The following is a 16,447-nucleotide window of genomic DNA, read 5'->3' as shown; positions in this document are numbered from 1 at the left end:
ATCAAAACCAGTCGGCCAACTAAATCCCCGGGATGAAGGGGTCCTTTTTGCACGCCGATCACCCCACGAAGGGGGTGCCTATTGCACGCTGATCCTCAGCTTCGGTGACCATCATTGCACTGCTCGTGGTGCTGAAACCGTTCTGATATCGCGTGATCGCCGCTGCCGCTGTTCCGAACTGCACTGGTGAATCCTCGCCTGAAAGGATCGAACGCGGCATAGTGCTCCGAATGACGACAGAGCGACCTGAGAATGCCCTCGAGGCGCTGGAAGACCTGGCCGTCGACGACTTTTCGCGGCGAGTGATCCGCGGCGCAGCGCGCGACTAGCGGCAGGCGAGAAAATGGCGTTCAACAAGAATCAGCATTTCGTACCGAAGGTTCATCTGAGGCCGTTCAGCCTCGACGGCGAAAATCTGGCGATCAGTCTGATTAACCTGCGCCAGATGAAGCCGATCCCGAATGCGCCGGTCAGAAACCAGTGTTCGAGCGACTATTTCTACGGAAAGGACCCCAAGCTCGAGAGCGCGATAAACTTCGTCGAGAACCATTACGGCGAAGTGGTGCGGCTTCTTGAGGATGGTCACCCAACCGTCGATGGGCGGGTGAACATCGTGCTGAAGCGCTTTGCCTATCTCCAGTATCTTAGGACTGAATCCGCTTCGCGAGCCGCTAGCGAAATGGTTCTGGCGCTGCAGGACGTACCGGGCTCCGACATCTCGGTTCCACCGATGCGAGTGGCTATGTTGGCGGCGGTGCAGGCAGCGATGCTGCACTTCAATGAGACCATGAAGATCGTCGATGACCTGAAGCTTTGCCTGGTCCGCAATCACACGGACATGCCCTTCGTCACGTCGGACAACCCCGCGATCCTGACGAACCGACTGCATCTCCAACGCCGGCACAAGGCACTGAACAGCTTCGGAGTGAAATCGGCCGGCGCGATCTTTGCTTTGCCGCTGAATTCGCAGCTTTGCGCGATCCTATACGACGGCGCAGTCTACAGCAGCGAGGCAAGAGCGCACTGGGTCGACGGAACGAAGCCTGCTGATATCGCGGCGCTCAACGCCATGCAGGTCCTCGGCTGCGCCTCGAACATCTATTTCCGACACTGGGACCGCAGAGAGGACCATCTTGCGGCGGCGAAACTCGTCGCGGATCGACGCCCCTCAAGCCGCCACACCGTCACGCATCTTGTGCTGGAGGAGACCAATGACTGGGGTGAGTACTATGCGGTTAAGCCCATAACAGACATCCGCAACGGCGAAAAGGCGATGGTACACGTCAAGACCAATCACCCCTCCCCCACCTCATGGCCGTCATTCTTGCGATTCCGGTCAAATGCCAGCGCCTATTCGAACAACACGGGCGCCGGCCTCACGCGCGAGTGGTGCCTGGAGGCCGGATTTGTGCGCGGCGACGGATATCGCAAGGTGTCGGTCTAGGCGCGTCGGTCGGCGAGGCAGCGATCGCGGCATCCTGTGGGATCCTGGATACGCGCAACGAGCACCGGCGCTATTCTTGATCTAAATCCATTCTCGCTGTTCTCCTTTGCTGTCCGAAGGAGGGATGGAGGGGAGCCTTTGAAGTGCTGCGAAGACAAATCTGCGGCGTACTGATCTTCAGTGGAAGAACCCCAAAGGGGACGAATAGCTCTGAAAGAAGAATAGGTTAATAGTAGAACCGAGGCGTAACATTCCCGCAGGATCGTGACATGATCGGGGTCTTGCGCTATCCTCCGCTCACCATCTGCTCGATCGCGAGGTTCGCTTGGCCGAAGACTTAGAGGCCGCGACTTCCAGCGGCGAAATTTTCCCGGTTGATGGCATTTCGGTCATCGACGAAAAACAGCTCATTCGGATCGAGGCAGTCCATCGCGGCTTCCTCTATCAGCACCTGTTTGGCGCGGCATGCCTGCTGCTCGCGGGAGCAGCCGGGGTGGAGCGGATCGTCGTCGAAGGCGACGAAGACATTGAGATCGTTCTGCCTGACCGGCGGATTTATGTTCAGGTCAAGACGCGTACCGATAAACTGGCTGCGGGCGACATTTCGGGCGCTCTGGAGCGTTTCGAGGAAATAAGGGAGGAGCACCGCAAGGGCGCGCGTCCGGGCAGCCCGAGTTTCGTGATCGCTTCCAATGCTGCGCCGAACGGCCCCTTGGAAAAGCAGATTGCCACGTCCGATTGGCCGGAAGATGTCGAGTTGCACTGGCCCGATGGTCCTGAGGGGACCCCGTCTTGCCTGCCCCGTCCGCCTCGCGATCTCGCCGACGCCGTCGCGGTTTGCTCGGAACTCGCGGGCCAGCTCCCGTTCGCGTTGCTACGGCCCGAGACACTGACCTGGAAGCTGGCGAGCCTCGTCATGCTCGCATCGGCTGGATCGCCGCCACGCAAGGATCACAGCTTCACACGAGCAGAACTGCCCGGCCTGTTCGAGCAGCTTGTCGTTCAGATGCAGGAGTTGCCGGCACCCCCATCAGTCTACCGCGCGCAGATGAACGAGCCAGCGCTGCTGGCAGAGAAGCCAGTCCGCATCATCGCAGGGCTTTCTGGTGCCGGCAAGACAGCCTGGGTCGCAGAAGCCGCGCAGCACGCCCCCCTTCCTGTCACCTATATCGATGTCGTCGAGATGCCCGGTGCTGCGCTTGCCTCCGCCGTCGCGCGTGAGGTCGCCGGGAGGATATACGGGCGTTCGAGCGGCAAGCTCGGTGAGATTCTGCTGCCGGGCGCCAGTGGTCTCGACATGCTCGGGACCTTGAGCGTCACGCTCGGCCAAGAGGGCCTGCATGCCGACGTTGTCATCGACAACGCCCATCGCATTCCTGCCTCCGACATTGAGGCCATCGTCAGCCGCGCGCCGCACTTGCGTCTGCTGCTTCTCTGCCAGCCTGGCCCAGGGATCGCTGCGCTTGAGGCCGGTTTCAATATCCAGGCCGAAGCGCTCAACGGCTGGGATGAGGATACTATTGCAGCGGCCGCGCACGATGCTGGCTGCCTTGCGAATTTCGCGGACTGTGAGCGCCTTTCGCGGCTGACGGGCGGCCTGCCCTTCTATGTCCTCAACGCGGCAGCGGTCGCCGCGCGTGACTATGGTGGAGCGATCCGCGCCTTCTGCGAAGATGTGGAGGCACAGACGCACATTGTCGAAACGGCGCAGGAAATTATTTTGAAAAGGGCGTTCGAGGGTCTGCCCGCCGACGCGCGCGAAACCATTGCCCTACTGAGCGTTGCCGATGTCGCCCTCTCCAAGGACGAGGCGACCCAGCTGCTGCAAGAGACATGTGGTCTTGATGCGAAGGGTGCAGCGGCCCGCTTGAGAGCGCTACCCTCTACCGGGGCGCTCGAGCTGTTTGGCGTGACGGGCCTCAAGATACACGACGCTGTGAGGATGCTCGGCAAAGGCGAGCTGGCGGCGCGCGGTCCTGATCTTGAGAAGAAGGTGCAGGAGGTTCTTCGCGGCATAATCATTCGCTCAATCCGGCAGGACTGGAGCATCGGAAAGCTCGGCCTTCTCATTCGTCTGTTCGGTCAACTGGGGGATGCGATGATCCTGGTCCAGTTCGCGACTGACGAGCTCTTTCATGAAATGGGCGTCTGGCCTGAGATTGAACCTTACCTGCTGGCAATCGCGGCCGATGGCGATGGAGAAGCCGAAATCCGGCTTTGGGCGCTCGATGGCCTTGTCTTCAACGATCTTCGCACAGGACAATTCGAGCCAGGCGAGGCCCGCATCGATGCGATGAAGGCTCTTCTCGACGAGCATGACCTCGGTGAGGATGAGTGGCTTGCTTGGGGCATGAAGCGCATGCTGCTCATGTCCATGATCGGTAATGCCGCCGGGGTTCAGGAAATGCTTGGACTCGTCGAAGGCCGGGTGCCCGCCAAGCCCGAGCATATGCGCGTATTCCGCTACAATCGGGCACTCGCCTTATTCAAGCTGGGAGACAACACGACAGCCGTTGCCGAAGCGGGCAAGTTGGTGGAAGAATATTACGAAGCGCTGGGATTAACACCAGCCGATGTCATCGGCCGTAATCCGCCGCAGTTGCGGCCGCTCCTTCCCAAGGGCCGTGATGTTACCGATCAACTGAAACATCTAGCTGACACACTCGATCTCCTCGCGCAGGCAGCCGGCCGGAAGAGCCAGCGCTCCACCATGGCGCGCATTCATGCGATGAAATTCTACGAACTCGCGCAGGCATTCTCATCCTTCGTTCGCGTCGGGATGGACCTGGTCGACGAACTGGTTTGGGTGAATGACTTTGTGTCTGCCCGGTACACCATTGAACGCAACATCTTCCCGGTCATCCAGGCCATCGGCCTCACCTCCGACGTGCTCGAACTTCGAGCGCTCTATGCAGTAGTGCTGGCCTACTGCGGCGACCATCAGGCGGCAGCAAATGAGGTCGAGCGCCTTCGTCCATATGAGGAAGCGATGGATCCCAACCATCGCGCCGCCTTTCAGGACCAGAAGCAGATCATCAGTGACGTCCGGCGCTATGGAGGCCCTCCCCAGCGTCGTGTCGATGTTCCTCCGCCGCTCCAGGCCCTCTTCGACCGGCGGAGCGGCGCAACGCCGTCCGTTGAGGCACGCAAAAAGGTTGGCCGGAATGAGCGCTGCCCTTGCGGCTCAGGACAGAAATACAAACGGTGTCACGGTCGCTAGGCCTCAGATCAGCGATGGCTGGAGTGCGAGCGGTGGATATGCACCGCAACTCGAATGTCGTCCGACGCATGTGCTTGACTGTGCCGCCGGGCGGAAGCCGGGGTGGCCGCGCATACACACGGCGACGGATGGTGGGACGCGCCTTCCTTCCCGTTCGGGCGCATCCTGCTGCAGCTTTTCACCAGGTCCGGCATGCGAGCGCTTTCGACCCGGAACCAGGCGCGAACGCGCACGCACAACCCGGCGGCACGCCATTCCTTCTCCCTCATTCCTCCAAGAGTCGGACGCTTGCTCAAAATCCGTGTTGAGCCGGGCTGAGCAATTAGACCCCTGCCGAATTCGCGAGAGGCAAGGCCATCGCGCTTGCGGGCGTGGTTCCGTCGACGCCGAAACAACGCGGATACGCGTCGCGGCTTCTCATGTTCGTCGCTGCGGCGTCGCCAGACTGCGGAAGGTCACCGACCAGCGCGGCGTCTCCATCGGCACGATACTATGCTCCCAATCGTGGCGGATTTCGCCGGAGAGATGATAGATCGAGCGCGGCGCCACCGGCGCCGACATCCTCTCAAAACCGGCACTGGTCCGACGGCGAAACCGCATCGCGGCTTCGCTGCCGAGCGATACGCCGATGACGTGTTCAAACACGGGTCGGTCCTTGTGCCACCCGATTCCGGCCCCTGGATCGTAGCGAATGAGCAGTGCCTGGACGAGATCACCGGGCGTCAGTCCGGCGAAGCCGGATGCCCTTGCCTTCAGCGCCTCCAGCCAATCCGGAATCGGGTCGGCGGGCGCGAACACGCCCGTCTCGAAATCATAGCGCCAGCCATAGCTGTGGGTGAGCCGCCTCCCCGTCCACTGCTGAAACCGGAACGGGCTTAGCTCAGCGTGGTCGATCGCCGCGATCAGCCCCTGCTCATCGAACGGCGTGATGAACGCCTCAGAATAGGCGAGCCCGGGCGGCAAAGGTGCGCCGAACAGATCGGCCTGGCCGCACCCTGCGAACGACTGGAACATGCTCATGGCGCAGCGATCAGAGCGCCAGCACAGGCTGGCGCGCGCCGCTCGTGGTTTCTTCGATGACGAAGGTTCGCGCGGGCGGCGTCTCGAGGAGGTCACCCACAGGAACCGTGAGATCGAGCCACTGCATCACTTGGCGACGATGGATGATCGCGCCGTGGCGATCCTGGAAACGGGAGACTTCGGGGTTCGCGGCGACGGTGACGATGCGGTAGGAAAGCGGCCAATCCCCCAGGGGCGGTTCCCAGACCCCCGTGAGATAGAAGAAATTGCCGCCGTCTAGCGTCACCCGATAGCGGCGGTCGCCGACGGTCATGTGAAATTCGGAGGCCGGGATCAGGCAGCGATGGCTGGGAAAGGTCTGTCCCTCGGAGCGAACGAAGCGATAGGCGATGCCGTCGCTGAACCGAGGATTGGAACCCCAGGTCGCCTCGACCATCTCTACTTCTTGGACATCCTCCGGATTGCGCCGGATGATGGCGCGCCGGCTGCCAAGCGGCGCATCGGTATCAAAGGGCGTCGGTGCCGAGTCCATTCGTGGAACATAAAAGGAACGACAGCGAGCCGCAAGGAGTCGAAACGAGCAATGTGCAACGATTACCGTCTCGAGGTGGACATCGCCTCGATCGCCGAGGATTTCGACGACCTCAAGATCAAGATCAAGATGCCGGAGGGCACGCCGAATGTCGCCGCGCGCGAGGACATCAATATCACCGACATCGCCCCGATCGTGCGCAGCGTCGAGGGCGAACGCGGCGCAGGTGAGCTGATCAACCGTAGGTGGAGCTGGCCAGGGCCCGGCGGCAAGCCCGTCTATAATTTCCGTTCGGACGACCGCGAGTTCACGTCCCGCCGGTGTCTGATCCTTGCCGATGGCTTTTATGAATTCACGCCGCCCGAGCCGGGGCACAAGCGCAAGACCAAATGGCTGTTCACGCTCGCGGACCATCGCTGGTTCTGCATCGCGGGCATCTGGCGCTCGCACCCCGAGATCGGCGAGGCGTTCACGATGCTGACGATGGAGCCGGGCGATGACATCGCGCCCTTTCACCGGCGCCAGATCATCCCCCTCACGCGCGATCAATGGGCGGACTGGCTCGACCCGTCCGTGCCCGCGCAAGACGTGCTCAAGGTCCTCCCGAAGGGAAGCCTCCCCGCGACCAGGGTCTACCCCCCGCAAGAGCCGCTGCTGGTGTGACTGGAAGGACGAGCCACGCCGTCGCCCGCCTGGAGGAGAGCTTGTGGCGCTGTGCGGCGCATCCGGCAATCAAGGCAATCAAGTTGTCGCGACGGGTCAGGTGGCCACGGTTATAGGGAGCGGCTCCATGCCTTGATGCCTGCCCTTCCAATAGGCAGGTCCGTCCGAAGCGCTACCGAAACGGTTCTTGGTGCGCCATTCCAAGCCGCTACTGTGCTGCCATGACCGACGAAACGATATCCCAGTCACTCGATGCCGGGGTGAAGCTCGAAACCATGCGGGCGGTGCTCCAGCCCCTCTGGTCGCTGCCGCCACCCGGCCCGGACAACCTCCTGGCGGACCCGGCATTCGTCGCTTTCGCGAGGCATTGCGAGGCGTATTACCCAGCCGCGAAGGCCAGTTTCGGCCTGCACTTCGCACTGTCCGACGCCCTGCGCGCACTCGGGCTGCCCTGCTCACAAAGAGCTGAAGCCGAGAAAGGCGACGTCACAGTCGACGAGGCAGCCGCGCGCTTGGTGGCCGCGCTTGAGGCGCGATCCATCACACGGCGTTACCTCTGCCCGCTGGATCTTGCCGACGACCTGCCGGAAATGGCCTTCGGACCGGTCACGCTGCGCAAGTTCGGGAAGGACGAACTGGCTGACTTGTTCGACGACTGCGCCCTTCGTCGCCTTTACCCCTCCCACCGGCTCGACAGCGCTCGCCTGTCATGGGTCCAATGGCTGGTGGTCGAGGAGACCGAGGAAATGGTGCCCGAGATCGGGCGGCGTGCCCTGCCCTTCTTTTATGACATGGCCAGCGATCTGGGCGCGATCGATGTTCATGCCGGACAATATGCGCCCGCGGTCACTCAGGCTCTCTTCCCGCTTCTGCTCGAGCCGTGGGAAGAGTGGACCTCGCTCGTTGGCGTCGGCGGAGACTGGCGTGGGTTCCTGATTCCCTGGGTCCATCTGGAGACAGGCGACCTGTTCGTTCGTCCTCGCACGCCCCCCACGGCGGAGGCCCTGACCTTTGAAGAGGCTTATGGCCCGCGCGGCGAGGAATATGAGCGTCCGGTAACGTTGTATCTGTCGGGCCAGGCCGATGAGAGTCTCGCCAGGCTCGATCAGGCGCGATGGGACAAGATCCTTATGGCAGCACAGTCGGACCTTTTCTCGACACCGATCCAGCATTTTCTGGTCCGCGGCTATTTCACCGAAGGGATGGATCAGATCATGGCGCATATGACGACCATCGAAGCCGCGCTCGGGATGTTGGCCGATCGGGGCAAGGCGCCGCCGGGCAACGCAAAATTGGCCCCCGGCAAACGGCTGGAGGCGCGCATAGCGGCGCTCTTGCAGGATCCGGCGGCAGCGACGGTCTATGAGGAGCTGTTCGAGTTGCGCAGCCGCTTCGTCCACGGGCGATCATTTGCTGACAAGGTACCGAGCGCCGATCGCAACAAGGCTCGCAGCCTCGCCCGAAGGGTTGTTGCGGCCATGGTCGAGGCTGCGGCCGGCCCCGCGGCAAAGTCGAGTCGCGAAGACTTCCTTTGGTCATTGGCGTGACCAAGGTCATGATGGGAGCAGGAGCGCTCTCCATTTGGCCGCACGAAGTGCTGCATTTGATTGGCAAATTTGCCGTTTCTAGCCGTTAAGTCCAAAGTGGAGCATTGTCGGATAATAATAGACAAGCGTCCGACAATACCGCAGTCTCCTCTCGCCATTATATTCTTATGGCGTTCTCGTTTCCTTGGGGGGAGGTTGCTATGGCAAAAACACTTGTCAAAGTCACGCGCAAGGATAACAAGCTCGTCAAGCGCACGCTTGTCCTGATCGATAATCGCGTGCTCCCCTTCGAGAATAGCGACGAGATCAACGTCTTTATATGGTCGGGGACGAAGTATGAGGTCACCGTCTATTGCGAGGGGCCGAAGGGCGCGAGCACGACGGTGAGCTTCGACAAGTCCGGAGGCCAGGTCATCGCGCCACTCGTTGCCGAGGTGGAAACGCATTATGGCGTGACGCATTCCAGCGACGAATTCACGGTGGCCGCATGAGGCGCGTAGCTATCCTGCTCGCAGCTGGCGCACTCGTGCTGGCGACGCCTTCGCTCGCCCAGGATGACAAGGCAAGAGTGGCGCAGCTTGAGGCCCAACTCGACGCCGCCCAGGACAGGATCAAGACGCTAGAAGAGCGCCTGAGCGCGGTCGAGGGACGCCTGGGACCTGCCACCGAAGCCCCGCAGACCCAGACTGCAGCTATACCCCCGCCGCAAGGTCAAATTCCCAGCATCGATCTCACGGTGCCGGACACCGGCCCCCGGCCGTCGCCTCCGGTTCAGACCGCGGCACAGGATGCCCCATGGCAGGTGGCACCTCCCGGACCGATCGACCGACCGCTCGCCCCGCTGAAGGACGGTTCAGTCGCCGCATTCGAACTGATCGGCGGCACAGGGGGTGGGCAGGCCACGCTTGCCTTCACCCGGTCGAAGGACCGAGGCGGCACCGAGCGGAACGGCATCGTGCCAATCTACAATGACAGCTTCAATCTCACGCTGTCGACGCCTCTGTCCAAGGATGACGAGACCCCATTCGCCACGCTGGACGGACTAGCGACCGGGTCGAAGCTCGAATTTGGCTACACATTCTTCAGCGGCCGGGTTCTGACCAACAGCGCGGATAGCCAGCACGCCATCCTGAAAAGGGCCCGGGAACGCTGCCGACGAGCGGTTCCTGCATACCCTAAAGGCTGCACGAGGCTCGATCCCGAGTTCAAGAAAGCCTTCATGACACGCGGAGAGTTTGAGGAATATGAGCGCGATTACGCGCGAGGGACGCTCCAGAAGAGCTTTGCGCTCTCGCTACGCGGCGCGCTCGGTTATGACGAATTCAACTATTACCCGGTGCCGGGTCTCGCCAAACAGACGGATCGCAAAGTGTCGTTCAGCGCTGGCGCTGGCATGACCTTCTTCCCGGTTGATCGCGGATCGTTCAGTTTCGATGCGGACTATATGCGGTCGTTCGAGGCGGAGAAGGCGAATACGACCTGCCCGGTCCCAGCGGCCGGAGCGACGACGGTTACATGCGTGCCTGGGCCACTCGCGGGACCAACGCGTACGGACAAGATCGTCCTCGCGCCGGAGTTTCGCTATCTTCTCCCGATCAGCGATTATGGACTGATCCGGGACCTCGGGTTCGGGCCGCGCCTCGAATATGATGCGCTCTCGAATGACGTCGCGCTGGACCTGCCGATCTATTTCGCGCGCGACGAGGATAACGGTCTTATGGGTGGTTTGCGGTTCGGCTATCTCACCAAGGACGATGACTTCAAGTTCGCGATCTTCGTCGGCAAGTCCTTCACGCTGAGCAAATAACCAATGGATTCGCGCCGTCGCCGCTAGCGTGGTTCCGGGCCGCGATCCTCCCTGATTCAACGGCTTAACCAGGCCGGCTAGCATCAGATTTTAGGGGTTCACCGCGAAGAGGAGCATGCGACACCTCTCGGAATGCGCAAAAGGGTGAATTGCGGTGAGGTTGAGATTTCGGATCGGAGTGGATGCGCGTGCGGATTATCAGGGCTCAGTGGCCGGTTGGCCAAGGCTGCTTTTCGACTGGGGCAATCGAGACCGCCGGCGGGACAATCCACTATGTCTATGATTGCGGTGCCCGCAACGTTTCCAATCTCGAGCCGATCGTAGCGGCCTATGCGCGGCGCGTTCCCCAGGTCGACGCGCTGTTCGTATCGCATCTCGACGGAGATCATGTCGACGGTCTCGATACCTTGCTCGCCAGGCTCGATGTCCGGACGGTCTATCTCCCGTATCTATCCACGAGCCAGCGCCTGATGGCGCTTGCCGAAGCGGAGGCGGAGGACCGGCGCCTCACCGCATCGCTCGTTCAAGCCCAGTTCGAGCCGGCTGCGTGGTTCGGCAGCCGCGGCGTGGGGCGCGTCGTGTTCGTGCGCAACGGTAACGACCCCGACCTGTTCTCCGAGCGGCCTCCGGAGCGGCCCGACCCTGAACCGCGCGGCGAGGGACGCGGCCCGTGCCTGATTGAGAAGGGTCGTACGCGACCCGTCACGCAAGGTGCCGCCGGCCAGGCGGAGGTTCTGGAGATGGAGGTGAACGCCCATATCGCGGTCGTTCTTGGCGGAGCGCCCCTTAACTGGATCCTCAAGCCCTTCGTCCCGCGCGTGAGCGACGACAGGGTCCGTCAGTTTGAGAAGAAGATCCTGGCAGCGCTCGGCGTCCCGCCTGGAACGGCAATCGACCTAGAGGCGCTCAAGATCCTTTTGAAGACGCCCGACGGGCGTACGAAGCTGCGCCGCTGTTACGAAGCGATCCTGACCGACGGCAGCGGCAAAAAGCATAATGCGGTGTCGATGTCGCTGTACTCCGGTCCGGAGACAAAAACGGACGCATGGAAGGTCCGCGCAAGGATGGAGAATCATTGGGGATGGGAAATGATCACGGACACTGAATCGCCAGGCTGGATCGGCACCGGCGATGCCAAGCTGAAGTCCACCCAGCCCCGCGCCAAATGGCGATCTTTCTATCGCCGCGAACTGGCGCTGACGCGCACATTGCTGCTTCCGCACCATGGCTCCAAGGCAAACTTCCACAGCGACCTGCTCAGGGCGCCGTTGCGCATTTGCATCGCGGCCGCCGATGAACGGGAAGAAGGATATCGGCATCCCTCGCCGGAAGTTGTCGAGGCGATCGACGAAGCCGACTTGCGGCTCGTCCATGTGACAAAGCGCCTCGAATCGCGATTCCGCGAGACGATCACGAAGATCTAGGCGAGGCCGCAGCGGCGTGCGGCCGGCGTCTGATCGAATGAGCCGGGACTATGGACAGCCAACGCCGGGATCGACCGAGCAACCGCCGACTTCTCAGGCGTTCCCGCGGATCGCCGGTCCGGTCGCGGGCACGATGTTGACCTGGATCTCCTGTTCGGATCGAAGAGTGTCGAGCAGCAATCGGCTCCGATCGTGAAGTTCGGCGGCCGTGCCCAGCACCTCTATCGTGTAGTGCTCCCGCGCGAACATGTCGGCAGGTGCCGCGACGAGTTCGGTGTACGGGCGCGGCCAGTGGCATAATAGCAGGAACGGCCAATCCGCAGCTGGCTGAGCATATTGCGCCAGCGTGATCTGGGTTGTCGTCAGCGACGACGGACGGCGATCGAGGAGAGCGGGAATGACGACCGCTTCCCGTTCAATCTCGAGGAAGGCATCCAGCTCGGTTCGCTCGGCATCGGTTTCGACGATGATGGGATAATAGCGCCCGAGCGGGAGGGTCGGGCCGGCAAACGGCGCCGATATGTCGAGCATCACTACTTCCGGCAGGGTCGCGAGAAGCCGGCTGTAGAGGGCGCGACGTTGCACCAACGAGTTGCTGAGGCGGATCATCAGCGCAAGACAGCCCAAATGGCTTCGCCCGATCAACCCTTCAATCGGAGGGCGGGCTCGGCGGAGCATCGACATCGGCTTCGAGGCAGACCGCGAGCTGGCCGAGTGCAGCGCCAATTTCGCGCTCCACATCGGTCGCAGAGGTGCCCTTCATCTCGGCGATCTCGATGAAGGACAAGCCATCAATCTGATGCAGTTGGAGGAGTTCGCGCCGCCCGGCCGACAGCGAAGCGAGCGCCGTACGGTAGGCGGACGCATCGACAGGACGCCCGGGCGCGCGTGTCGGAGCTGGGTCAACAAAGCCCCGCACCGATGCGTCGTACGCTTCGATCTTCCAGCCTGGCCGCACGCGGCACCGCAGAAATCGAAGTATTTGCTGGAAAAGGCGCCTCATCGGGGCTCTCCCCTCATTGATGGAGCCGGCGCCGGACCAGCCGTCGGCGTCCGCCGCGGCGAGAAAGCCCTGACGGCCAGAACGGCGCCGGGGATCAGTTTGCGCGCTCGAGCAGCTTTCGAGCCTTGCCTTCAAGGTCGAGGCGGTCGTCCTGGTGGGTCTTGTGGCGCGCCACGGCGGTTATGCCCTGAACGAAATCGTAGAGGGATGCGGCTGGGTGGCCTTCTTCGTCGAGGACCGTGGCGATCACCTTCGCGGTGTCCGATTTGGAGAAGCCGCGATTGCGCAGGAAGCTGCTGCGATCTTCGTCAGTCCGTGCCACGATCCGTTCACGCGCCGTCCTGATGCCGTCGATGAAATGCGATGGCGAGGAATCGGCGAAGTGGGTCAAGGCCGGTTCCGCCTGCTGCGCGAAGCGGCTGGCTGCGAACTTGGAATGGCGGATATTGATCTCCTGGAAATTTTCCACGCCCCAGAGATTCCGGTTCATGCACACCGCACGCAAGTAGAAGGTCGCGATTCCGAGCGTTTTGGAGCCGACCTCGGAATTCCAGCAGTAGAAGCCCCGGAAATAGAGATCCGGGTCGCCGTTGGGCAACTTCCCGGCCTCGATCGGGTGCGTGTCGTCAACAAGGAAGAGGAAGACGTCGCGATCGGATGCATAGAGCGTCGTCGTGTCGCGCGTGACGTCGACATAGGGGTTGTAGCGCATCGTCCCCCAATCGAGCACGCCCGGCACCTTCCAGCGCGTATCGCCGACGCCGTCGCCTGCGAACTTCATTACCGCAGCGACCAGCTCATGGTCCCAGATACGGCCATAGTCCGGGCCGGTGACAGCGCGCAGTTCGGTGCGGCCGTCATGCGTCTGAAGGAGCTTCACCTGCTCGCCGCGATGAGCGATCAGACCATGCTGCAGATTTATCCCGGCGAGGGCGGCGGGAAGGTCGCGTAAATAGGATGCGGGGGCGCCGACCAGGCTGCACATCTGGCCGAACGACCAGTTAGTGGGTGCAACCGGCAGGTCGCTGCCTGGCACCAGAAGCGACAGGCGCTCGGGATTGTCGCTGCGCGCCTCGACCCGGACAGCGCGGCTCTCGACGATGCGCGTGGTCGCGGCCTCGGCGCGGGCGAGAACCCTGTCATAAAGGCTCGACAGTGACATGTAGCGCTCGTCTTCGGGCCGCGAGAACCATTCCGAGGACACACGGCTGACGTTGCGGCCGCGACTGATATCGACCTTGTACGATCCCGACACCGGGCGATCGAGCGTGGCGATCATATTCATGGGAAATCTCCTGAGCTGCTGAGCGCGCAGGGCATCGTCGCCGATGCCCCGCCGCACGCCACTCACCGCCCCCTTCCCTCCTCCGGTGGGGAGGGCTCACGCTTGTGCCGATCAGAACGGTTGGAAGAGGTCCGTCGCAGGCCTGGCGCCGGCGAGGCGCCGTACGCTTCAGGATGCCTCGGTCGCCGCGGCGGCGCCGATCAGATGGCGCAGTTTCGCCCATGCAGCCGCCTCGCCGGCGCGGACACCGATGTTGAGGCCCTGACCGTAGAGGCGGTAGGCAATCGCGACCATCTCTGGGGACGCATCGGCCGGCACGAAGCATAGGAAGTTCCCGTCGTCATCGCGCAATTCCAGCGTATCGGTGTGATTGCCGCCCGTCGGCAGCGCAACGCGGGCGGTGGAGTGCAGGTCGGTGAGATCGAGGTTGAAGGACTCGACGAAGAGTTCGCTGATTGGATCGGGCGTGGGATCGGCCATGGCAGGTCTCCGAGGTTCATCGGCGACCCATTCGCCGACCCCGTTCAGTCCCTCCTCCCCTTCCTCGGTGGGCAGACCCGCAACCGTGAGAGTCGCAAAGGACGGTGATTCTGAGGCGCGCCGAGCTCCCCGGACCGGTCATACGCAGCCCGAACTCTGTTGGATGAGGCCGAGGGTCTCTTCGGCCCGGGTGGTCGGCACGAAGAGGCGCGTCTTGTAACTGATGATCTCGGTGAAGCAGCCGATCGACTTCAGCCACTCGCGCTTCTCGGGCGGGAAACCCTTGATCTCCAGCCGTGCTTCGTCGTTGACATAGGATCGCTGGAGACGCGATCCCGCCAGCCCGGGAATAGCGACGCCGTCTGAGGCGCGCGCGGCGGCAACGATCTCCGCAGGCAACAGGGTGATTGCCATCGTCACGCCGAAGGCCTGGGAAAGCTTCTCGAAGCCGGACGGAGAAACGATCCTTCCGAGGACGGAGTGGCCCGCGTCGTCCGAGATGCGCCAGACCCTGACATCGTCGTCCGGCAAGCGGTTCCAGACCGGGAGGAGCAGCCCCGTGGCAATGTTGATCGTCTGCACATCGACCCTTGTGGCGATCTCGGCACATTCGGCCTCCCAGGCCGCCTCGAAAAGGGCGGCATCGACGATGTCCCAATTGCTTTCCGCGAGCTTCGCATGCCGGATGCGCTCGGTCCCGGCGGGCCGGATCAATTCCCAGACACGGATTGACTGACCTTCATTGTCGAGGATCGACCAGGAAGGCACCCTGAGCGCGACACGACCGGAGCGACCGTTCTTCAGGAACGCGATACCGTCGTTTTCCGACCAGAGTTCCATAAGGCGGGCAAAGGAGGTGGCGCGAGGCCTGCGGTGAAGCTCGAGGCGTGAGAGCCTGGTTTCCGCGCCGGTGACCGGGTCGCGGCGCAGGATCTGCTCGTCGAGCTGGACGATGCGCTCGGCCTTGATCGTCTCGACGCCGATATCGAGCGTGCCGGCATCGCGCGCGGCGTCGATGCGTGCCTGGATCAGCGCCAGATACTCCTCGAAGATCGCGTTCTGCGTACCGATCCGCAGCGCGAGCAATCGGTTCAGCCAGCGCTGGATCGGCGGGAGCGTGTCGAGAAGCCCGCCGCCCTCATCGTCGAGCAGCTTGAGCCCCGTCATCCGCGCGAACTCGCCCAGCGATACGCTGGTAAGCTTGCCGAGATAGAGCAGATGATACCATTGGCCGAGCGCGTCCTTGGCATAGTCGCTCTCAAGATTATCGGCGGGATCGAACAGGTTTTGCCCGCCCGTTTGTCGCTGTCCCCGCGTGAGCGCGCCGAGACTGTCCAGCCGTCGGGCTATTGTGCTGATAAAGCGGCGCTCGCCACAGCAGTCGGTGGTCACGGGGCGGAAGATCGGGGCGGTGGCCTGGTTCGTCCGGTTGGAACGCCCCAGCCCCTGGATCGCGCTCGACGCGCGCCAGCCCGGCTCGAGGAGATAATGGACTCGCCGCCGATGAGCGCTCGGACAGTTGCGATCGGCATGATAGCTGCGACCGGTTCCGCCAGCATCGGAGAAGGCAAGGATCGCCTTGCGCCCGGACATGAAGGCGTCGGCCTCGGCGATGTTGCTGCGGGCGGTTCGCCGCTCGATCTGCTGGCGGCCACTGGCGTCGAGCACGATGCGACGGGTCCTGCCCGTGACTTCGGCGACAGCAACCGTGCCGAAATGCCGGATCAACTCATCCAGCGCACCCGGGATCGGGGGCATCGCACAAAGTTGCTCGATGAGGTCCTCACGGGCCTCGATAGCGGCCTGGCAAAGCACCGGCGAGCCATCGCCATCGATCATCGGCTCCGAGCGGAGTTTGTCGTCAGTTCCCTTGAAGACCTGCATCATCCGGGTCGGGAAGGCCGACTTGAGATAATCGATCATATATTCTTTGCAGTCGAGATTTATGTCGAGCGGTTCGCGCGCAGGCGCGGATTTACGGGATGAAGACATCGGTTTTACTCCAGATAATTAAGGTGACTG

The 16,447-nt window shown here is 62.5% G+C and carries 15 protein-coding genes; 7 read left to right on the top strand and 8 right to left on the bottom strand.

Features of this window, described 5'->3' with window-relative positions:
• The first annotated feature begins 343 nt into the window (after positions 1-343).
• Complete coding sequence (locus tag DI606_RS16790) at positions 344-1,444, top strand: DUF4238 domain-containing protein (protein WP_168845738.1); 1,101 nt, start codon at positions 344-346, stop codon at positions 1,442-1,444.
• A 337-nt stretch (positions 1,445-1,781) separates the two neighbouring features.
• Here DI606_RS16790 and DI606_RS16785 read toward each other — a convergent pair whose 3' ends face one another.
• On the bottom strand, positions 1,782-2,090 hold the full coding sequence (locus DI606_RS16785) for a hypothetical protein (protein ID WP_293985054.1): 309 nt from the start codon (positions 2,088-2,090) through the stop codon (positions 1,782-1,784).
• 270 nt (positions 2,091-2,360) lie between these two features.
• On the opposite strand from DI606_RS16785, the gene DI606_RS16780 reads away from it, so the two are divergent.
• Positions 2,361-4,664, top strand: coding sequence for an SEC-C metal-binding domain-containing protein (locus DI606_RS16780; protein ID WP_293985052.1), 2,304 nt, complete (start codon positions 2,361-2,363; stop codon positions 4,662-4,664).
• Between the two features lie 417 nt (positions 4,665-5,081).
• Here DI606_RS16780 and DI606_RS16775 read toward each other — a convergent pair whose 3' ends face one another.
• Entirely contained in the window at positions 5,082-5,684 is a 603-nt protein-coding gene (locus DI606_RS16775; RefSeq protein ID WP_247650718.1) for an alpha-ketoglutarate-dependent dioxygenase AlkB, read from the bottom strand.
• 10 nt (positions 5,685-5,694) lie between these two features.
• On the bottom strand, positions 5,695-6,120 hold the full coding sequence (locus DI606_RS16770; protein WP_168845740.1) for an SOS response-associated peptidase family protein: 426 nt from the start codon (positions 6,118-6,120) through the stop codon (positions 5,695-5,697).
• Positions 6,121-6,267: 147 nt separating this feature from the next.
• On the opposite strand from DI606_RS16770, the gene DI606_RS16765 reads away from it, so the two are divergent.
• The 5 genes from DI606_RS16765 (at position 6,268) to DI606_RS16745 (ending at position 11,657) form a co-directional block, all read left to right on the top strand.
• Entirely contained in the window at positions 6,268-6,879 is a 612-nt protein-coding gene (locus tag DI606_RS16765) for an SOS response-associated peptidase (protein WP_168845753.1), read from the top strand.
• Between the two features lie 221 nt (positions 6,880-7,100).
• Positions 7,101-8,426, top strand: a complete 1,326-nt coding sequence (locus DI606_RS16760; protein ID WP_168845741.1) for a hypothetical protein — start codon at positions 7,101-7,103, stop codon at positions 8,424-8,426.
• A gap of 200 nt (positions 8,427-8,626) precedes the next feature.
• Positions 8,627-8,917, top strand: a complete 291-nt coding sequence (locus DI606_RS16755; RefSeq protein ID WP_168845742.1) for a hypothetical protein — start codon at positions 8,627-8,629, stop codon at positions 8,915-8,917.
• On the top strand, positions 8,914-10,233 hold the full coding sequence (locus DI606_RS16750; RefSeq protein WP_168845743.1) for a hypothetical protein: 1,320 nt from the start codon (positions 8,914-8,916) through the stop codon (positions 10,231-10,233). The genes DI606_RS16755 and DI606_RS16750 overlap by 4 nt, the downstream gene beginning before the upstream one ends.
• 188 nt (positions 10,234-10,421) lie before the next feature.
• Complete coding sequence (locus tag DI606_RS16745) at positions 10,422-11,657, top strand: MBL fold metallo-hydrolase (RefSeq protein ID WP_293985050.1); 1,236 nt, start codon at positions 10,422-10,424, stop codon at positions 11,655-11,657.
• Between the two features lie 93 nt (positions 11,658-11,750).
• On the opposite strand, the gene DI606_RS16740 is transcribed toward DI606_RS16745, so the two are convergent.
• The 5 genes from DI606_RS16740 to DI606_RS16720 all read right to left on the bottom strand — a co-directional run bounded on the left by DI606_RS16740 (position 11,751) and on the right by DI606_RS16720 (position 16,417).
• Complete coding sequence (locus DI606_RS16740; protein WP_168845745.1) at positions 11,751-12,266, bottom strand: hypothetical protein; 516 nt, start codon at positions 12,264-12,266, stop codon at positions 11,751-11,753.
• A gap of 40 nt (positions 12,267-12,306) precedes the next feature.
• Positions 12,307-12,660 carry a sigma factor-like helix-turn-helix DNA-binding protein gene (locus DI606_RS16735; protein ID WP_168845746.1) on the bottom strand — a complete coding sequence of 118 codons (354 nt, stop codon included), beginning with the start codon at positions 12,658-12,660 and terminating at the stop codon, positions 12,307-12,309.
• 94 nt (positions 12,661-12,754) lie between these two features.
• The gene (locus tag DI606_RS16730) at positions 12,755-13,945 is read right to left on the bottom strand and encodes a DUF932 domain-containing protein (protein ID WP_168845754.1); all 1,191 of its coding nucleotides are present in this window, start codon (positions 13,943-13,945) and stop codon (positions 12,755-12,757) included.
• Positions 13,946-14,113: 168 nt separating this feature from the next.
• Positions 14,114-14,425 (bottom strand): hypothetical protein, encoded by a 312-nt coding sequence (locus DI606_RS16725; RefSeq protein ID WP_247650719.1) that lies wholly within the window; start codon positions 14,423-14,425, stop codon positions 14,114-14,116.
• 138 nt (positions 14,426-14,563) lie between these two features.
• Positions 14,564-16,417, bottom strand: a complete 1,854-nt coding sequence (locus DI606_RS16720; protein WP_367119488.1) for a strawberry notch C-terminal domain-containing protein — start codon at positions 16,415-16,417, stop codon at positions 14,564-14,566.
• Between the last annotated feature and the right edge of the window lie 30 nt (positions 16,418-16,447).

Origin of the sequence: Sphingobium sp., assembly GCF_003248505.1 — a bacterium.
Taxonomy (GTDB): domain Bacteria; phylum Pseudomonadota; class Alphaproteobacteria; order Sphingomonadales; family Sphingomonadaceae; genus Sphingobium.
Note: the sequence above shows the minus strand (reverse complement) of the source record. Positions and strands in the feature narration are given on the sequence as shown.

Coding starts and splice junctions, on each gene's coding strand:
- DI606_RS16790 (WP_168845738.1), top strand. CDS start 344: ATGGCGTTCAACAAGAATCAGCATTTCGTACCGAAGGTTCATCTGAGG.
- DI606_RS16780 (WP_293985052.1), top strand. CDS start 2,361: ATGCTCGCATCGGCTGGATCGCCGCCACGCAAGGATCACAGCTTCACA.
- DI606_RS16775 (WP_247650718.1), bottom strand. CDS start 5,684: ATGAGCATGTTCCAGTCGTTCGCAGGGTGCGGCCAGGCCGATCTGTTC.
- DI606_RS16770 (WP_168845740.1), bottom strand. CDS start 6,120: ATGGTCGAGGCGACCTGGGGTTCCAATCCTCGGTTCAGCGACGGCATC.
- DI606_RS16765 (WP_168845753.1), top strand. CDS start 6,268: ATGTGCAACGATTACCGTCTCGAGGTGGACATCGCCTCGATCGCCGAG.
- DI606_RS16760 (WP_168845741.1), top strand. CDS start 7,101: ATGACCGACGAAACGATATCCCAGTCACTCGATGCCGGGGTGAAGCTC.
- DI606_RS16755 (WP_168845742.1), top strand. CDS start 8,627: ATGGCAAAAACACTTGTCAAAGTCACGCGCAAGGATAACAAGCTCGTC.
- DI606_RS16750 (WP_168845743.1), top strand. CDS start 8,914: ATGAGGCGCGTAGCTATCCTGCTCGCAGCTGGCGCACTCGTGCTGGCG.
- DI606_RS16740 (WP_168845745.1), bottom strand. CDS start 12,266: ATGATCCGCCTCAGCAACTCGTTGGTGCAACGTCGCGCCCTCTACAGC.
- DI606_RS16735 (WP_168845746.1), bottom strand. CDS start 12,660: ATGAGGCGCCTTTTCCAGCAAATACTTCGATTTCTGCGGTGCCGCGTG.
- DI606_RS16730 (WP_168845754.1), bottom strand. CDS start 13,945: ATGAATATGATCGCCACGCTCGATCGCCCGGTGTCGGGATCGTACAAG.
- DI606_RS16725 (WP_247650719.1), bottom strand. CDS start 14,425: ATGGCCGATCCCACGCCCGATCCAATCAGCGAACTCTTCGTCGAGTCC.
- DI606_RS16720 (WP_367119488.1), bottom strand. CDS start 16,417: ATGTCTTCATCCCGTAAATCCGCGCCTGCGCGCGAACCGCTCGACATA.